The organism is Pseudomonas sp. 05L36 (assembly GCF_056398125.1).
The window spans coordinates 21,259-38,624 of the sequence record NZ_JBFTOU010000008.1 but is presented as its reverse complement, the minus strand read 5'-3'; the positions used below and the strand labels follow the sequence as shown (position 1 = coordinate 38,624).

14 protein-coding genes and 1 pseudogene are annotated in these 17,366 nt (G+C 51.4%); 6 read left to right on the top strand and 9 right to left on the bottom strand.

Going from position 1 to position 17,366, the window contains the following annotated elements; translation table 11 throughout:
- Positions 1–226 precede the first annotated feature (226 nt).
- The 3 genes from AC1DKH_RS11055 to AC1DKH_RS11045 all read left to right on the top strand — a co-directional run bounded on the left by AC1DKH_RS11055 (position 227) and on the right by AC1DKH_RS11045 (position 4,481).
- Positions 227–2,221, top strand: a complete 1,995-nt coding sequence (locus AC1DKH_RS11055; protein WP_477798174.1) for a polysaccharide biosynthesis protein — start codon at positions 227–229, stop codon at positions 2,219–2,221.
- 167 nt (positions 2,222–2,388) lie between these two features.
- Positions 2,389–3,366 (top strand): NAD-dependent epimerase/dehydratase family protein, encoded by a 978-nt coding sequence (locus AC1DKH_RS11050; protein WP_477798173.1) that lies wholly within the window; start codon positions 2,389–2,391, stop codon positions 3,364–3,366.
- Positions 3,363–4,481, top strand: a complete 1,119-nt coding sequence (locus AC1DKH_RS11045) for a glycosyltransferase (protein WP_477798172.1) — start codon at positions 3,363–3,365, stop codon at positions 4,479–4,481. Before AC1DKH_RS11050 ends, AC1DKH_RS11045 begins: the two co-directional genes overlap by 4 nt.
- Here AC1DKH_RS11045 and AC1DKH_RS11040 read toward each other — a convergent pair.
- Genes AC1DKH_RS11040 through AC1DKH_RS11030 form a run of 3 tightly spaced genes read right to left on the bottom strand, consistent with a single transcriptional unit; the run spans position 4,478 to position 8,278 of the window.
- Complete coding sequence (locus AC1DKH_RS11040) at positions 4,478–6,010, bottom strand: hypothetical protein (protein WP_477798171.1); 1,533 nt, start codon at positions 6,008–6,010, stop codon at positions 4,478–4,480. The genes AC1DKH_RS11045 and AC1DKH_RS11040 overlap by 4 nt on opposite strands.
- Complete coding sequence (locus tag AC1DKH_RS11035; RefSeq protein WP_477798170.1) at positions 6,007–6,918, bottom strand: glycosyltransferase; 912 nt, start codon at positions 6,916–6,918, stop codon at positions 6,007–6,009. The genes AC1DKH_RS11040 and AC1DKH_RS11035 overlap by 4 nt, the downstream gene beginning before the upstream one ends.
- A gap of 10 nt (positions 6,919–6,928) precedes the next feature.
- Positions 6,929–8,278 carry a lipopolysaccharide biosynthesis protein gene (locus tag AC1DKH_RS11030; protein WP_477760142.1) on the bottom strand — a complete coding sequence of 450 codons (1,350 nt, stop codon included), beginning with the start codon at positions 8,276–8,278 and terminating at the stop codon, positions 6,929–6,931.
- Positions 8,279–8,887: 609 nt separating this feature from the next.
- On the opposite strand from AC1DKH_RS11030, the pseudogene AC1DKH_RS11025 reads away from it, so the two are divergent.
- The 3 genes and pseudogenes from AC1DKH_RS11025 to fabF all read left to right on the top strand — a co-directional run bounded on the left by AC1DKH_RS11025 (position 8,888) and on the right by fabF (position 11,526).
- Positions 8,888–9,251 (top strand): annotated as a pseudogene (locus tag AC1DKH_RS11025) (ComEA family DNA-binding protein).
- A gap of 175 nt (positions 9,252–9,426) precedes the next feature.
- On the top strand, positions 9,427–10,221 hold the full coding sequence (locus tag AC1DKH_RS11020) for an SDR family NAD(P)-dependent oxidoreductase (protein ID WP_477798169.1): 795 nt from the start codon (positions 9,427–9,429) through the stop codon (positions 10,219–10,221).
- Positions 10,222–10,251: 30 nt separating this feature from the next.
- Positions 10,252–11,526: a beta-ketoacyl-ACP synthase II gene (fabF, locus tag AC1DKH_RS11015; RefSeq protein ID WP_477798168.1), complete on the top strand. Its 1,275-nt coding sequence runs from the start codon at positions 10,252–10,254 to the stop codon at positions 11,524–11,526.
- Here the strand turns inward: fabF and AC1DKH_RS11010 are convergent.
- The 6 genes from AC1DKH_RS11010 to rfbB form a co-directional block, all read right to left on the bottom strand.
- Entirely contained in the window at positions 11,523–12,080 is a 558-nt protein-coding gene (locus tag AC1DKH_RS11010) for a TetR/AcrR family transcriptional regulator (protein WP_477760139.1), read from the bottom strand. The genes fabF and AC1DKH_RS11010 overlap by 4 nt on opposite strands.
- A 167-nt stretch (positions 12,081–12,247) precedes the next feature.
- Positions 12,248–12,415, bottom strand: coding sequence for a DUF2897 family protein (locus AC1DKH_RS11005; RefSeq protein WP_477760138.1), 168 nt, complete (start codon positions 12,413–12,415; stop codon positions 12,248–12,250).
- A 142-nt stretch (positions 12,416–12,557) separates the two neighbouring features.
- Positions 12,558–13,922 (bottom strand): ethanolamine permease, encoded by a 1,365-nt coding sequence (gene eat, locus AC1DKH_RS11000; RefSeq protein ID WP_477760137.1) that lies wholly within the window; start codon positions 13,920–13,922, stop codon positions 12,558–12,560.
- Positions 13,923–14,181: 259 nt separating this feature from the next.
- On the bottom strand, positions 14,182–15,051 hold the full coding sequence (gene rfbD / locus AC1DKH_RS10995; protein WP_477798167.1) for a dTDP-4-dehydrorhamnose reductase: 870 nt from the start codon (positions 15,049–15,051) through the stop codon (positions 14,182–14,184).
- A gap of 46 nt (positions 15,052–15,097) precedes the next feature.
- On the bottom strand, positions 15,098–15,973 hold the full coding sequence (gene rfbA / locus AC1DKH_RS10990; protein WP_477798166.1) for a glucose-1-phosphate thymidylyltransferase RfbA: 876 nt from the start codon (positions 15,971–15,973) through the stop codon (positions 15,098–15,100).
- Positions 15,970–17,052: a dTDP-glucose 4,6-dehydratase gene (gene rfbB, locus AC1DKH_RS10985; RefSeq protein WP_477764731.1), complete on the bottom strand. Its 1,083-nt coding sequence runs from the start codon at positions 17,050–17,052 to the stop codon at positions 15,970–15,972. Before rfbB ends, rfbA begins: the two co-directional genes overlap by 4 nt.
- Positions 17,053–17,366 lie beyond the last annotated feature (314 nt).

Sequence of the window (17,366 nt, the reverse complement as noted above, 5' to 3'; positions counted from 1 at the left end):
CTGGTTTGTGATCCTGATAACAGTGCCGCATTGGCGGCGCGCTATTACCGTATTCCAGCAGGTAAACGCAGTCTAAATTATAAAAGCATTTCATCCGGGCGAGAAAGAAAAAATTCGGGCCAAGCCCGGATGTTCGACTCTTACTGGTGTAAAATGACAGTCGTACGGGAATGAGCGCATTCTAAGCGTCATAAAAATAGGTGTGGTTGGAGCGTTCGAAGGGGTTATGGAAAGATTCCGGGCTTTGTTATTAGGTCTTCCGCGCCGCAGTAAACGACTGATCCAGGTTGCTGCTGATGTCGCGTTGGTGTGGCTAGCCCTGTGGATGGCATTTGTTGTCCGATTAGGCATCGATGAGATGGTCAACCCGCTCACTCAGCATCTCTGGCTTTTTTTGAGTGCGCAGTTTGTAGCAATTCCACTTTTCTTTCAATTTGGAATGTATCGCGCAGTCATGCGCTATTTTGGTAATGATGCCCTTATTACGATCGTCAAAGCGGTAAGTTTGTCATCGTTAATTCTTGGCGTTGTCGTGTATTGGTATAGTAATCATCAGAATATTGTGCCGCGGTCAATAATTTTTAATTATTGGTGGCTAAGTTTGGTCATGATCGGTGGTCTTCGACTGTTCATGCGCCAATACTTTCTCGGTGATTGGTTTTCCGCAGCTCAACATGTTCCTTTCACCAGCCGGGATAACGGATTACCTAAGGTGGCCATTTATGGAGCTGGTGCTGCCGGAAATCAGCTTGTAGCAGCTTTGCGAATGGGACGAGCCATGCGTCCGGTCGCCTTTATCGATGACGATAGAAGTATTGCCAGTCGAGTTATTTCTGGGCTTAAGGTTTATAAACCAAAGCATATCAAGGAGATGATTGAAGCTACTGGTGTGCAGGAAATTTTATTAGCGATACCCTCCACATCTCGTGGGCGTCGTCGAGAAATACTTGGTTTTCTGGAGGAATATCCCCTTCATGTTCGCACTGTCCCCGGGTTCATGGATTTGGCTAGCGGACGCGTAAAAGTCGATGATATCCAAGAAGTAGATATCGCCGACTTATTGGGGCGTGATGCAGTTGCTGCCCAACATGAGTTACTCGAACATTGCATCAAACAACAGGTCGTACTTGTTACCGGGGCTGGTGGGTCTATAGGTTCTGAGTTGTGCCGGCAGATATTGTCATTGCAACCCACGGTCCTCTTATTGCTCGAGCATAGTGAATTTAATCTCTATAGTATTTTGTCGGAGCTTGAGCAACGAATTGTTCGGGAGTCGTTGTCTACGAAAATTCTTCCGATCCTCGGATCGGTCCGTGATAAGGCTAAAATTTTAGATGTGATGTCAACATGGCATGTAGAGACAGTCTATCACGCCGCGGCTTATAAACACGTTCCGATGGTCGAACATAATATTGCCGAGGGTGTACTCAATAATGTAATGGGTACACTTAATACGGCCCAAGCTGCAATCCAGGCAGGCGTGGCTAATTTTGTATTGATTTCGACGGATAAAGCTGTACGGCCTACAAATGTCATGGGTAGCACCAAGCGTCTTGCCGAACTGACGCTTCAAGCTCTCAGCAAGGAGCCCGCACCGGTACTATTTGGTGACACTGCAAGCATATCCAGAGTCAATCGAACCCGATTTACGATGGTCCGTTTTGGAAACGTTTTAGGTTCTTCCGGCTCGGTGATACCATTATTTCACAAACAAATAAAATCAGGTGGCCCGCTCACGGTTACTCATCCTAAAATCACTCGTTACTTCATGACCATTCCAGAGGCGGCGCAACTGGTTATTCAGGCGGGCTCTATGGGGATGGGAGGTGATGTTTTCGTGCTGGATATGGGCGAACCGGTAAAAATTGTTGAGCTGGCAGAGAGAATGATTCATCTGTCAGGTTTAAGTGTTCGTTCAGAAAAAAATCCGCACGGTGATATCTCCATTGAGTTTACTGGGTTACGCCCGGGAGAGAAACTCTACGAAGAACTGCTGATTGGTGACAACGTAGTTGCAACTCAGCACCCGATGATCATGAGTGCTCACGAGGATTATTTGGCCTGGGAAGTCCTCAAGGTCAAGCTGACGCATCTGCTTGCGGCGCTTGATGAGAATGATTACTCTCTCGTTCGACAATTATTGAGAGAAACAGTCCATGGATACACCCCTCAAGGAGAGATAGTGGATTGGATTTACGAACAGCGGCGTCTTGATCATTAAGCCGGTTATATTACGGATTTTAACTGAAAAAAATCCTGGATCCATGGTGGGCTGAGTAGTCGTACTGAATAGATGTATTATATTTTTTAAGCTGTTTTTATATTTTTGATGGCATTGGTACGAATACTAGGGCTTGAATTGTGTGTGCATTTAAGGAGTGAGTCATCTTGAATCTTGAGACAAGTGATACTGAATGCGAAGTTCACTCTACCATTGAACAGCGTATCGTTGTGATAGGTGGAACTGGCTTTGTTGGTCAGCATTTACTCAATTCTTTAGTTGATTACAGCAAAGAGTTCGAAATTATTTTCGCGGTCCATCGAAACGAGCCACATTGGTTAACAGAATCGCCTATACAGGTTCGACATTTTGACTTGGATGATAGCGCGTCGTTAGAGAAAATTTTGAATTGCGGCAGCATCGTTTTGAATTTGCTGCGGCCAGACGGCACCGGATGGTTCTTGTCAGCGATCAAGAATATTTTGCTCGCTTGCGGCAATGCACGTGTTAAACGTTATATCCATGTTTCAAGTATTGACGTTTTTGGAGCAAGCCAGGACAGCATTTGTACTTCGGCTTCACAGATCGTGCCTATCACGCCTTATGAGCGTGAGCATGCCGCTGCTGAGAAGTTTGTGAGCGCCGTCAATGCCGAGCATTTCGAAGCCTTGATTTTGCGCCTTGGCGCGGTATTTGGTGTCGGTGGATTAAATGTTGTTTCATTCGTAAGGGAAGTTTCGAGTGCCCCTGGCTGGAAACTCGCATTGCGCCGTTCATTGTACGGTGCGCGGCGAATGCATTTGGTCAGCGTTGAAAAAGTAGTCGAGGTTTTATTGTTTGTTACAACGGCGGCACCAATAATTCAGGGGGAAATTATTGTAGTGACTGAAGACGCTGACGCTAATAATAATTTCGCTTATCTTCAGGATTGTTTGCTGGAAGTATTTAATCGTACTGCAGTATTGCATATTCCTTACCTCCCCTCGCGAGTGCTGCGTTTGGTATTAAATGCCAGAGGGATTAGTAATACCGATCCAATGCGTCGCTTCCAAGAAGATCGATTGTTGCAACTTGGATTGCCAGATTCTGCACTGTTCACCCAGCGCCTTAAAGGTTACTTGAGTCACTTGAGGGCTACGGTATGAATGTTTTATTGATTAATATTTCTCTTGATGCACAGCGTGGGGGAGGGACTGCGGAACGCACAAGACACTTAGCCAATACCCTTGCGGATAAAGGCTGTCGTTGTGAAGTCATCGCGATGTCCGGTGATTCCTGGCAATCAGAATTTAATACTCGAGGTGTTAAAACCTACATTACTGGAAAAATGGGTCAACACTTTCCAATCCCATTGGTCAATTTTATGCGTCTGTGGAAAGCGGTGAAGTCTGCTGACATTATCCATATCATGGGCTACTGGAATTTGTTGAGCATTATTACCGGCTTCTTCGCCAGGATCGCGCGGACTCCTTATGTACTTTGCCCCGCGGGTGAATTTGCTTCCATCGGAAAGCCTGGTCCAGTTAAGAAGCTGTTTCATTTGTTGCTTGGTAAATCACTTATAAAAAGTGCGTCGGGGTTTATTGCAATTACTCAGTTAGAGCGAATACTAATTGCAGAAGTTACAGGTTTTTTGCCGGATCGTATCCCGGTGTTTCCGAATGGGGTGGCGGAGCCCGCGTTAACCCCAATACGTACACTGCAGAATCTGCCCGAAGAGCCGTATATTTTATTTATGGGTAGGCTTGCCCCTGTCAAAGGCCCTGATTTGCTTATTAAAGCCTATCTCTCTACAAAGGCAGCCCACCATTATCCTTTAGTGCTTGCCGGGCCAGACTTCGGAATGCAAGCCGAGCTTGAGGCCTCTTTGATTGGTCATGAAATAGCTCGTCAGATTCATTTTATTGGATTTCTCAATGAGGCCCAACGGAATGAAGCTTATCAACATGCATTGATGCTTGTCATTCCCTCCAGATCGGAAGCCATGTCACTTGTTGCTCTGGAAGCAGGAATCACAGGTTTGCCGGTATTGCTGACAAATACATGTGGCTTTGACGAAGTACAGACAATCAACGGGGGAAGAGTAGTCGAGCCGACAGCCGCTGGCATCAGTAGAGGGCTTCAGCTCATGCTTTCAGAGACCGACGATTTGACGCTTAAAGGGCAACGACTTAAGTCGTTTGTAATCGACCATTATAGTTGGCATGTAATTGTAACTAATATGGTCGATTATTTTGAAGGTTTTATTCAGGATAATTAGAGTGCTTGTTGATGTAAAGAGTTGATGGGATGCTTTTGTTTATTTAGTATCCATCTCAGTACAATTAACCCTATAAGAAAAGCGGTTATCTCAATCGCGAAAAAAAGAAACGCTCTGGGGAAATTAATTTGCACTGTCAAGTATGCCATTCCAACGCCAATAGTAGCGCTTGTCATAACATTATTCAGTAACCGTTTAGCGGCAAGCTCGATGCTATAACCCAAGAAGAATAATAGTGCCATGCCAGCAAAAAGCACGAGATGATTGCCGCTGTAATACAGTACTGCTATAGGGCCAGGGATTGTCATGAATGTAAAATTTTCTAATCTTTCATACTGTGCATTAGATATTCGCTGATATATTGCTTGTGTGCCTTGTGCTGGATCTTCTTTTAAGCCTCTCATAAAAAGATCTAAATTCAGGTGATGATTGCTCGTTACTGCTAAAACTCCTTCAGCGCCAATCCATCGGTCTACGATTAGCTTGCTCAATTCGTTTGCGATTCGTTTGAACTTCAGTTCGGGTGACAGTTGATGCGGGGTGACGTATGGCTCTGGGGTGGCGTCGTGTATTAAAGCTTTTTCGGATAATTTCAACGACGTCCCGGATTCTTCCAGATTTCCTTTCACGATGGTTTTTTCTGTATAAGGTACTGCCTTTGCAAACGAAGAAAGGCGATCGACTGATACGGAAATTATCGAAAATGCAAACAATAAAGCGGTCGTCGAAAAAATCTTTATCCAGCCAATTTTTGATATGTTCCACTCTAGTTTTCTCCCTTGTATCAGGTAAGCAATAAAAGGAGCCGAAACATGAAGGATCATTTGTGCACGACTGCCCATCGAAATTGATGTCAGTGCACCCTCAATAATGACGATATAAAAAAGCATGTTCGGAGTTAATTTTCCGCTTTTTACCAACCAGTAAGCCAAGGTGAAAAGAGCAATAGAGTTTCCCCAGGCGACCATGAAGGAAAAGACTACGTAAATATAACTAGGTAGCTTTAAAGTTGGTTCGTATCCAACTTTGATAATCGAAAAGTAATAGTTAAAAACTAGAGAGGCAATTGTGAAGATGATTGCCATGCCCAAGAGTGCTGATAAGAATTTTGTGTTTATATTGGTTTCTAGTTCTTTTCTTTCTTGCAAGCCGGCCACGACAATGAAGTAGCAGATAAGCAGCGCGCTAAATGCTGTGATCAGTACTACAATGGCGTTGTTCCATGCGGCTGGCGATTCATCAAAGCCTCCTATGGGCTCAATGAAGTTGTTTCCAATGAGCAAGTGTAAAGTGATTTTTGCCCAGCAACCTAAAATCAAAAAAGAAAATAGAAAAAATATGAAGTAGCTTTTCGGTCGATTTTTAATCGTGGCATATATTATGGCAATGCTCAGTGTGCAATAGATTGCAAATAAAGCGACCATGCCTGGGTAATAGAAGCCTGCCCATACGCTAAGTAAAGTCACTGTGGCGACAATCCATGTTGTTGTCGCTTTATTATCAAAATAGCCTTCTGAGATCTCGTTCATTTTTTTACCGATGCGGATTTATAAATGCCGATTACGTAGCTGATCATCTTGCGAGAAAATAGTGATGAAGGGCTTAGTATTGCGGCCCGAAACATCTGCTTTAAACTGATGAGGTAACGGCCGGAGAAACCGTGCATGAATCCTGACAGCAGATAGGCGTTTGCCATCGCCCTTTTTTTCCAGCGAAGAAACCTTTTGGGTAAACCATTCGTATTATAAAAATCTTTAATAACGATAACTGGCTCATCTGAACGTTGAACACTGGAGGGATTATAGGTAGTTGACCCAGAGTGAATGCGGAAATCTGCTAGCGCCTCTGGGACGCGGATGAATGGGCCGTGTTGACAAAAACGCAGAAAAAAGTCCATGTCCGGAATGTTTCTTAACCCAGTATTCCAGTCGCCTACTAGCGCCCATGTTGTCCGTTTGAATAGCGCGCCTGGGCCAGGTAAACATTGGAAATTGGCAATGAGCAGATTTTCAGAATATTCGGGGGCTGTAATGGTTCTAACATAATTTGAGTCTTCGTCGATTACGCAAAAGTCCGGGTATGCCAATACTGCTTCAGGTGACAACGCCATTCGCGAGACCATCGTCTCGATTGCAGTAGGGTGTAATCTGTCATCAGCACTTAGATAACCCAACAAATCGCCGGAACTTTGTTTCCATCCGAAATTCATGGCAGCGCTTTGTCCAGCATTTTCCTGTCTGAAATGCGAAAACTGCATAGGATGATTCTTCAGCAAATTCGGAGTGTCATCGGTTGATCCATCATCAACCACAATCAGTTCGATATTTTGATAGGTTTGTTTTTTGACGCTATCAATTGCATCCAGCAAATATCGAGCAGTATTGTACGTGGGGATGACAATAGTGACTTTCGGCAGTGTCGTCATTTTATCGTCCATGTGGATTCTCTTAGTGAAAATAGGATTGGCTGAATTTGATTGTTGATTTAAAGTTGGCAGTTGTTTTCAGGTTGAATATTCGATTTACATAATGAATCATCAGGGCTGACTGAATAATACTGCCCGAGCTATAAACGATAGCTAATCCAATTATGCCGAAATATATGAATGCCACACTTCCTCCGGCGATCATCAGTACACCGCTGACAATAGAGATTCGCATGGTAATATGTTGTTTTTGCAACATGACCAAGACCATGCCGGCGGTTCCAGCGAAGGTCTGAATAACTTGAGCGAAGCCGAGAATGATAAATAGAAAGTAAGCTTCTGAATACTCTTCTGGCCAAGCCATTGCAATAATGAGTTGACCTAAAATGGCGAATAATAGATAGCCCGTAATTGCCATTCCCGTTGCTACACCCGCACCGATACCCATCACTTTTTGCAAGTAACGTTTTTTTCGTCGAACCCACAGACGCCCAATTGATGGTGCGATGACTGTATTGACTACTGCCAAGGGAATTATCACCAAGATAGCAAGCCGTGATGCCAGGCCATAGATTGCTACGTCAGCGGTGCTGCCAAAGAAAACAATGATCCACAAGTCTGCTTGAGCTATGATAAATAGCACGCTTGTGGTGGTAAGGTTAGGTATGGTTTGCCACAATATTTCGGAATAACTTACAGTTTCTTTGGTTTCCCCATCATGAGTATTGTGCCAGCGCCACAGGGAATATCCACCCAGTAATGCGGTACATAAAACACCAAGAACTCCCGAAAAGAGAAGGGTGTCCAATGAAAGTGTTATCTTTGACTGCCAGGCAATAATGACGGCAGCAGCGCTGGCGACAGCAGTACCAACTACCAGGAAACTCGCCTGAACAAAGTGTCCTAAAACCCGGTGTTGCTCGGATAGTAAAGTTACCGTGGCAGCTAACATCATACTGATTGAGATAAGTGGTGCTAATTTCTGCAGCGCGCCTGTCAACTCTGAGTGCAACAGGTTTTCCAGTACCGTTAGAGTTATCAAAAAAGTAACCGCGAACAGACTTGCCGCTGAGCATCCAATGATTAAAGTGCGCCGTAAAGTTTGCTTTACCCTGGCAGTGTCTTTATCACCGATGGCTCTGGAGATAATAGCTGGAGCTGTAATGCTTAAACCTAACTGACCCAAAGTGGCAAGCGCTGCTATTATGGATTGGCACAAAAAAAACAAGCCCACGGACTCTTGCTTCATAGTGAGTGGCAGTAGAATTCCGGTCAGGGCCCCCGTACCAAGCAGGAGAAATCGACCGACGATGGCTGCAGCACTCGCAGCCACTGGAGAGGATAGAGCGCTGATATTTTTCTTCGCAGTCATTTATTGAGATTTCGCAGCCGGTCATAATGCAGCTGCCGATTTTCACGTTTTTTCAATGCCCTGTCTACAGCCAGGGTCCTCCAGTTCTAACCGATCGGCGGAAGCTGTGATTTCTGCCGTGGCTGACCAAACTTGCTTGCCTGGAAGATGCAACGGTTGGTGACTCGGCAATCAATGAGCTATTTTAGCAACGCTAAAGGGGGCGGAATCAGTTCCATCCACTGCCTTTTCACGGAGCGCTACCTGGTTTCAATCGTGCCATTGACCTATTGATGATGCATCTTCTCACAAAGTTGCACGCGACTCTTATAGTTAAACTATCTGTTAGTATTTAATGTTCCGCTATTGCTGGATAATTTATTCGAAGTGATTGGCGATTTAAATAAATTTTGTTGAGACACTCTTCGCTCATCACGCAGCTGCTGGAATCGTACTGCCAGCTCCGGTGTTTGCATTGACAAAATGTTATCTGGCCAAATTCCTTCATCTCGACCTTTGATTGTTTCATTTTCCGCAACAGACACATTCTTGACATTCTCCCACGGCGCCTGATTTGAGGAGCAGCTTCAGAAATGCTGCTTCTTCAACCGATGTCATGGAGCGCCATTTATGCGTACAGGCTATTTCTACTCCCAGGTTTTCGCCTTGCTTACCAGCGCCTCTTTTACCGCTAAGGCAGAGCCTGCAGCGAATCCGGATCTGCCAAGGTTGCGGTGGTGATGGAAGGCTTCAGCGAATGCGCAACCGGCACAGTGGATCTTGGCAGGGCCGATGCGCCGACTTTGCGGCGTGAGTTAACCGGTGTAGGGGAGACCAAGGCTCTGGCGATTGTTGCGTACCGCGAAAGTATTGGTCTGTTTGTGGCCGACGAGTTGTTCGAAGTGAAGGGTATCGACAGGCCCTTCCAGATAAGAATCGCGAGAGGTCCCGGTTGAACTATGCTTGTAAATCAGTCTTGGAGGCCGGTTATTGACCGGCTTTTTTTAATTTTTGGTGACTGCAGCGAGTTTTGACTTCCGTCGTCAATTGAAAAATTACGACTGTAATATACTATATTAAATTATGTGTATAATAAATACGCAGCTCGTCCAGGCAGGCTGAGATTCAGGCGCTTATCTATCCCTCTGGCATCTCCCAGGAGCCAAGTCATGACGTCCATTCAGTCCCAAGGCACCGCCCTCGTCACTGGTGCTTCTTCCGGTATCGGTGCGATTTACGCGCAACGGTTGGCAGCGCGAGGTTTTGATTTGTTGCTGGTTGCTCGTGACGAGGAGCGGCTTGAAGCAGCGGCAAGCGCGCTGCGCAATGCTCATGGGGTTCAGGTGGAGGTGCTCAAGGCAGATCTGACGCAGAAGGACGATGTGCTGAAACTTGAACAGCGTCTGCGCAGCGATTCGAGTATCAGCCTTTTACTGAACAATGCCGGCGTAGCCGCGGATGGCTTGTTGGCCAACGCCGATACCGATCAACTGGAGCGAATGATTCAGTTGAATGTTACAACGGTGACGCGATTGGCATCGGCCGCGGCGGCCAGTTTTGCCAAGGCGCGCCGGGGTACCATCATCAACATTGCTTCTGTGGTAGCGCTGTTTCCCGAACGCTTCAACGCCACCTACAGCGCCAGCAAGGCCTATGTATTGAGCCTGACCCAGTCGTTGAATGCCGAACTCGATGGCACCGGGGTCAAGGTCCAGGCCGTATTGCCTGGGGTGACACGCACCGAAATCTGGGAACGCTCCGGTATCGATGCTTCGCAGATTCCGGCCCAGATGGTCATGGAAGCGGGCGAGATGGTCGACGCGGCACTGTCGGGTCTGGATAAGGGCGAGTTGGTCACCATTCCTTCGCTGCCGGATGCCGCCGACTGGGATGCCTTTGTTGCGGCACGCCTTGTGATGGCGCCCAATCTTTCCAAAAGCAAAGCCGCTGCGCGTTACAAATGAAACGCCCCTAATCGACTGAGGTATTGCGGTATGAGTGATCGTCGTGTGGTTGTAACGGGCATGGGCCTGGTGTCGCCGCTGGGGAGCGGTGTCGAGGCAGTCTGGACGCGGCTGTTGGCCGGGCGTTCCGGGCTGCGCAATTTACCGCAAGAGGTGGTTGCCGACCTGCCGGCCAAGGTTGGCGGTGCAGTGCCTGCGTTGGCTGACGATCCGGAGGCGGGGTTCGATCCGGATCGGGCAACCCCACCCAAGGAACAGAAGAAGATGGACCGCTTCATCCTGTTCGCCATGGAAGCGGCGCGTCAGGCACTGGAGCAAGCCGGCTGGCAAGCATTGGACGCCAATGCCCAGGAGCGCACGGCCACCATCATCGGTTCAGGTGTAGGTGGTTTCGGCGCGATTGCCGATGCGGTGCGCACCACCGATAGCCGTGGTCCGAGACGTTTGTCTCCATTCACTATCCCTTCATTTCTGGTCAACCTCGCGGCAGGTCACGTGTCAATCCAGCATGGCTTCAAAGGGCCATTAGGTGCGCCGGTCACGGCATGTGCCGCCGGGGTTCAGGCGATTGGCGATGCGGCGCGGTTGATTCGCGCGGGTGAGGCGGATATCGCGGTGTGCGGTGGTGCGGAAGCGGCGATCGATCGGGTCAGTCTTGCCGGTTTTGCGGCTGCTCGTGCCTTGTCCAGTGCTTACAACGAAACGCCCGAGCGCGCTTCACGACCTTTCGACAGCGGCCGCGACGGCTTTGTGATGGGAGAAGGGGCCGGTCTACTGGTCATCGAGTCTCTGGAGCATGCGCTGGCTCGTGGTGCTCAACCTCTGGCGGAGCTGGTCGGCTACGGTACCAGCGCCGATGCCTATCACCTGACGGCTGGCCCCGAGGACGGTAGCGGTGCGCGGCGAGCGATGTCGTTGGCATTGGCACAGGCAGGTGTTTCACCGGCTCAGGTTCAGCATCTGAATGCTCATGCAACCTCGACTCCGGTTGGTGATCTAGGTGAGCTGGCGGCGATCAAGGCGTTGTTCGGTGCGCAAAACGGCATCGCCGTGACATCGACCAAGTCGGCGACCGGGCATTTGCTCGGTGCAGCGGGTGGGCTCGAAGCGATCTTTACGCTGCTGGCGATTCGTGACCAGATCGTGCCGGCGACTCTCAATTTCGAGAACCCGGACCCTGCCACTGAAGGTGTCGACATCGTTCATGGCAGCGCGCGGCCGATGGCCATCGAATACGCGCTGTCCAACGGCTTCGGATTTGGCGGGGTCAATGCCAGTGTGCTGTTCAAGCGTTGGCAGGGTTAATCCTGTGAATGTTTGAGGTGATCGCGTGCGACGTCGAGAATCCGTTGGGCAAACTCGGCGTCGGCGACGCTGCGGGATAACAGCAAGGCGCCGACCAGCGTCGACATGATGACGATGCTGCGGTCGGCGGTGCGCTCACCGTCAAGGGTGTGCTGGATCTGATCGAGTCGCGCCTGGAGCACGACGTCGCTGGTTGGACTCGGTTGACCACGCAGCCCCAGTTCCGAAGAAATGGTCAGCAGCGGGCAGCCCTCGTGAGGCGAGGTTTGATGCCATTCGGACAGGTAGGTGTCGATGAAAGCTTCGAGTGGGTGTTCCTCGGCGAAGATTTGCGCGCACAACTCGTCGACTTGTACGCCAGCCTCTTGCAAGGCTTTCTCCACCAGTTCGTCTTTGGACTTGAAATGCGAGTAAAAGCCACCGTGGGTCAAGCCCAGAGCTTTCATCAGGGGTTGCAGCCCGGTCGCGCCGATACCATCGCGTCGAAATCGCGCTGAAGCTTCCTTGATTATGCGTTGGTGGGTCTGGGCTTTATGGTCCTGCGAGTAACGCATCTGATATCTCCGCATCAATGCGGACCATATTAACCAATGAAAATTGCATGGTGACTGTACTTCTACTTCTAAAAAGCATGCAGATGCTTCGATATGGGTACAAAGCGGTATGATTTAAGGATATTCCACGCAAAAACAAACCCCACCGATACAGGCGGGGTTTTCAGTCAGCGGTCCTTCGCTTCCTTGGCGTCCATTTCCGCATTGCGTTCGGCGACGCGCTTACGTTGCTCTTCGGTCAGTTCGACCTTGTTGGCGGTGTCGCGCAGCAGCATCAGACCACCAACGATCGAGCCGATGGCAACGACCAGAATCAGCCAGGCATACCAGGGCATAGGACTCTCCTTGAAAAGCGGGCGGGTCGACGAGGGTTCGCCAACCGATCGTGCATACCACTTTGAGTGATGGGGTTTCATCGCAGTTCCATCGCTATCACCCCCATTCTATGCCTGTTGTCCAAGGTTCACTCTAACGCTTTCAATGTCCGGTCAACATCGCATCCGCCGGTGCGTCGGCGCGCAATTGCGCGGTGAGCATGAAGTACACGAAACCTGCCACCATGAAGCCCAGGAAGATCAGGCCGATCAACGTGTTGAACCATGCCATCGCCACCAGGCACACCACTGCCAGCATCAGTGCAATGAAAGGCACCAGCGGGTAGCAGGGGGCGCGGAAGGTGCGTTCCAGGTTCGGCTCGGTTTTACGCAGTTTGAACAGGCTGAGCATGCTCATGATGTACATCACGATGGCGCCGAACACGGCCATGGTGATCATTGCGGCGGTCAGCGTCATGCCGCCTAGGTTGATCAAGCCGTCGCTGTAGATGGCTGCAATGCCGATTACACCGCCGGCGATGATCGCCCGGTGCGGGGTTTGAAAACGTGACAGTCTGGCCAGGGACACCGGCAGGTAGCCGGCCCGGGCGAGGGCGAAGAACTGCCGCGAGTAGCCAAGGATGATCCCGTGAAAACTCGCCACTAGACCAAACAGGCCGATCCACACCAGCATGTGCAGCCAGCCCGAGCTTTCGCCGACCACGGTTTTCATTGCCTGTGGCAGCGGGTCGTTGATGTTCGACAGGGTGCGCCAGTCGCCGACGCCACCGGCGAAGAACATCACGCCCATCGCCAGCAGCACCAGGGTCAGAATACCGCTGATGTAAGCCTTGGGAATCGTGCGCTTCGGGTCCTTGGCTTCTTCGGCGGCCATGGCTGCGCCTTCGATGGCGAGGAAGAACCAGATGGCAAAGGGGATCGCCGCGAACATCCCGGCAATCGCCGGAGCATCGAACACGTCGGAACCGGCCCAGCCATTGAGGGCGAAGTTGCTGAAGCTGAACGCGGGGGCGACTACGCCCATGAACACCAGTAATTCGGCGACGGCCAACACGCAGACCACCAGTTCGAACGTCGCTGCCAGTTTCACGCCGAGGATATTGAGGCCCATGAACACGATGTAGGCACCGACTGCCGCGTGTTTCGGGTCAAGGGCTGGAAACTGGACATTGAGGTAGGCGCCGATGGCCAGGGCAATCGCCGGCGGGGCGAAGACGAATTCGATCAGTGTCGCCAGCCCGGCGATCAACCCGCCTTTTTCGCCAAAGGCGCGACGGCTGTAGGCAAAGGGACCGCCGGCGTGAGGAATGGCAGTGGTCAGCTCGGTGAAACTGAAGATGAAGCAGGTGTACATGGTGGCGACCAAAAATGAGGTCACCAGAAAGCCCAAAGTCCCGGCCACGCCCCAGCCATAACTCCAGCCGAAATACTCCCCGGAAATCACCAGCCCAACCGCAATGCCCCACAAGTGCAACGTGCCCAGCGTGGGTTTGAGTTGTGTGTTCATGTTTTTGCTCCCTGAGTGGTTTGGAAAGCTCGGGGGAGGCCAGTGCAGTGGGCGTGCCATTTCACGATGGTGCGTCGTAATAGGATGAAAGGCGTCGTATCGGGGATGTTCGCCACAGAATGCGCGAATTTTGTGCGTCAGTCAGGGGCGGCGCTGGTGTAAATGCCGCTTTCGCGAGCAAGCCCGCATGCCCGCTACCCGACACCGTTGCAACGCGCAGGTTTGGTATTTCAATGCAGGTGCGGGCAGCGGTTGATGCTCAGGCTTGCTGAGTGAGGCACTCGCGCAACGCCGTTTGCCAGTCAGGTTGACTGACACCCCAATCGCGTTGCAAGCGACTGCAATCCAGGCGCGAGTTGAGCGGCCGGGCTGCGGGTGTCGGGTAGTCGCTGGACGGGATCGGTAACAGGTCGGCGCAGGGCTTGCCCTGTTGTCGCAATGCTTCGCCGATCGCCTGTGCGAAGCCGAACCAGGAGGTTTCACCTTGAGCGGTCAGATGATAAGTACCCCAGTTGGCAACTTCGTTCGCCTGCCAGCGTTCGATCAGGGCAAGGGTGCTATTGGCGATTGTACCGGCCCATGTAGGGGCGCCGATTTGATCGGCGACTACGCGTAACTCCGGTTTCTCTTGCAGCAAACGCTGCATCGTCAGCAGAAAGTTACGGCCATGAGTTGAATAGACCCAACTGGTACGCAGGATCAGGTATTTACCTTGCACGTCCCTGATTGCCTGCTCACCGGCCAGTTTGCTCTTGCCGTACACCCCAAGCGGATTGGGCGTGTCGTCCTCGGTGTAAGGTCCGGCTTTACTCCCGTCGAATACATAGTCCGTGGAGTAATGTATCAACGGGATGTCGAGAGCCAGCGCTTCTTCGGCAAGGATGCCGGGAGCTACCGCGTTTATGGCAAAGGCTGATTGCGGCTCGCTTTCTGCCAGATCAACCGCTGTATGGGCCGCGGCGTTGATGATCAGATCGGGCCGGACGTTTTGCACCTGACGGCGAATCTGATCGGGTTGCGCAAGGTCGAGCTGATCGCGACCCAATACGATCAGCTCGCCGGCAGCCCCCAGTCGCCGTTGCAATTCATGTGAAACCTGACCATGTCGGCCATTGATGAGTATTTTCACGGGAACAGTCCAGTCTCGTTACCGGGCGAATCGGGCTCGCACAGATTCATTGCTCTTCCCCTGCCAGTTTGGCCAGGTACTGGCCATACCCGGTTTTGCCAAAGTACCGGGCACGCTCCAGCAATTGTTCGCGGTCGATCCAGCCATGTTCATAGGCTATCTCTTCGAGACAGGCGACTTTGAGGCCTTGGCGGTGTTCGATGGTTTGCACGTACTGAGAGGCTTCGAGCAAGCTATCGTGGGTGCCGGTGTCGAGCCAGGCGAAACCTCGACCAAAGCGCTCGACCTGCAGATCGCCACGTTGCAGATAGGCATTGTTGACGTCGGTGATTTCCAGCTCGCCGCGAGGTGAAGGCTTCACCGCCTTGGCGATCTCGATCACATCGTTGTCGTAGAAATACAGGCCGGTAACGGCATAGCTGGATTTCGGCTTTTTCGGTTTCTCTTCGATCGAAAGCGCACGGCCATCTTTGTCGAAATCGATTACGCCGAAGCGCTCGGGGTCTTTGACCCAGTAACCGAACACAGTGGCACCGCAAGTGCGTTTTGCCGCGTTCTGCAATTGTTCGCCAAAGTGCTGACCATGGAAAATGTTGTCGCCCAGGATCAGGCACACGGGGTCATCGCCAATGAACTCTTCGCCAATCAGAAAAGCCTGGGCCAGACCGTCCGGTGAGGGCTGCTCGGCAAAGCTGAAATTCACCCCGAACTGGCTGCCGTCACCCAGCAGATTGCGATATTGGGGCAGATCCTGCGGGGTGGAGATCAGCAGAATATCCTTGATACCGGCCAGCATCAGCACCGAAATCGGATAGTAGATCATTGGCTTGTCGTAGACTGGCAACAGCTGTTTCGACACTCCAAGCGTAATCGGGTGCAGGCGCGTGCCCGAGCCACCCGCCAAAACGATGCCTTTCATCATGCGAGCAGCTCCTTGGGGTTGATGGCGCCAAGGCGTTCGCCCTGATAGCTGCCGTCTTGAACGCGGCGGCACCATTCCATATTGTCCAGATACCATTGAACGGTTTTGCGCAGGCCGGTTTCGAAGGTCTCTTCGGGTACCCAGCCCAGTTCGCGTTCAATCTTGCTGGCGTCGATTGCGTAGCGCAGGTCATGACCAGGGCGATCCTGGACGAACGTGATCAGGTCGGCGTAATGCGCAACGCCCTCAGGCTTGTGCGGTGCCAGTTCTTCAAGCAGGGCGCAGATGCCACGTACCACGTCGATGTTCTTTTGTTCGTTGTGCCCGCCGATGTTGTAGGTCTCGCCGACGGTGCCGGTGGTCACCACTTTGAGCAGTGCCCGGGCGTGATCTTCGACGAACAGCCAGTCGCGCACTTGCAGGCCATTGCCATACACCGGCAGCGGCTTGCCGGCCAAGGCATTGAGGATGACCAGCGGAATCAGTTTCTCGGGGAAGTGGAACGGCCCGTAATTGTTCGAGCAATTGGTCAGCAGCACCGGCAAGCCATAGGTTCGCTGCCAGGCGCGGACCAGGTGGTCGGACGCTGCCTTGCTGGCGGAGTAGGGCGAGCTCGGCGCGTAGGGCGTCGTTTCCGTAAACAGATCGTCGACACCGTGCAGGTCGCCGTAAACCTCGTCAGTGGAAATGTGATGAAAGCGGAAGGCGCTTTTCTCAGGCTCCGGGAGGGCTTGCCAATAGGCGCGGCTGGCTTCGAGCAGGCTGTAGGTGCCGACGATGTTGGTCTGGATGAATTCCGATGGCCCGTCGATGGAACGATCGACGTGGGACTCGGCTGCCAGGTGCATGATTGCGTGAGGCTGGAAACGCGCCAGCACTGCACTGACGGTCGCCTGATCGACAATATCGGCCTGAACGAACTCGTAGCGAGTGTCGTTGGCAATGCTGGTCAGCGACTCGAGATTGCCGGCATACGTCAGTTTGTCCAGGTTGAGCACATCATGCTCAGTGTGTTGAATCAGCTCGCGGACAAGGGCCGAGCCTATGAAACCGGCTCCGCCGGTAATAAGGATACGCACGTTGGGCCAGCCTTCTTCAGAAATGCGAATAGCGGTAGCTTGCAGGCGCGAGCGGGGAGGTGCAAGAGTTCTTGACCCCACTCGGTTGCGTCGCGCCAATCGGGCGGGATTATCCATGACTTGCAGCCTTCACTCACTACTCTCGCGCACAATTTAGAGTTCTACCTGCGACACTCCCGGTTTTTCCGCCCCGCACCCTGTAACCCCTGCATAAACCCACTCTTTACGTTTTCTTTATGCCTCTCCCGCACCCTCGATCTCGTTCCTTTACAGCCTCCTTTCCGACAATGACTCCACACGCGGCAATACGCCGT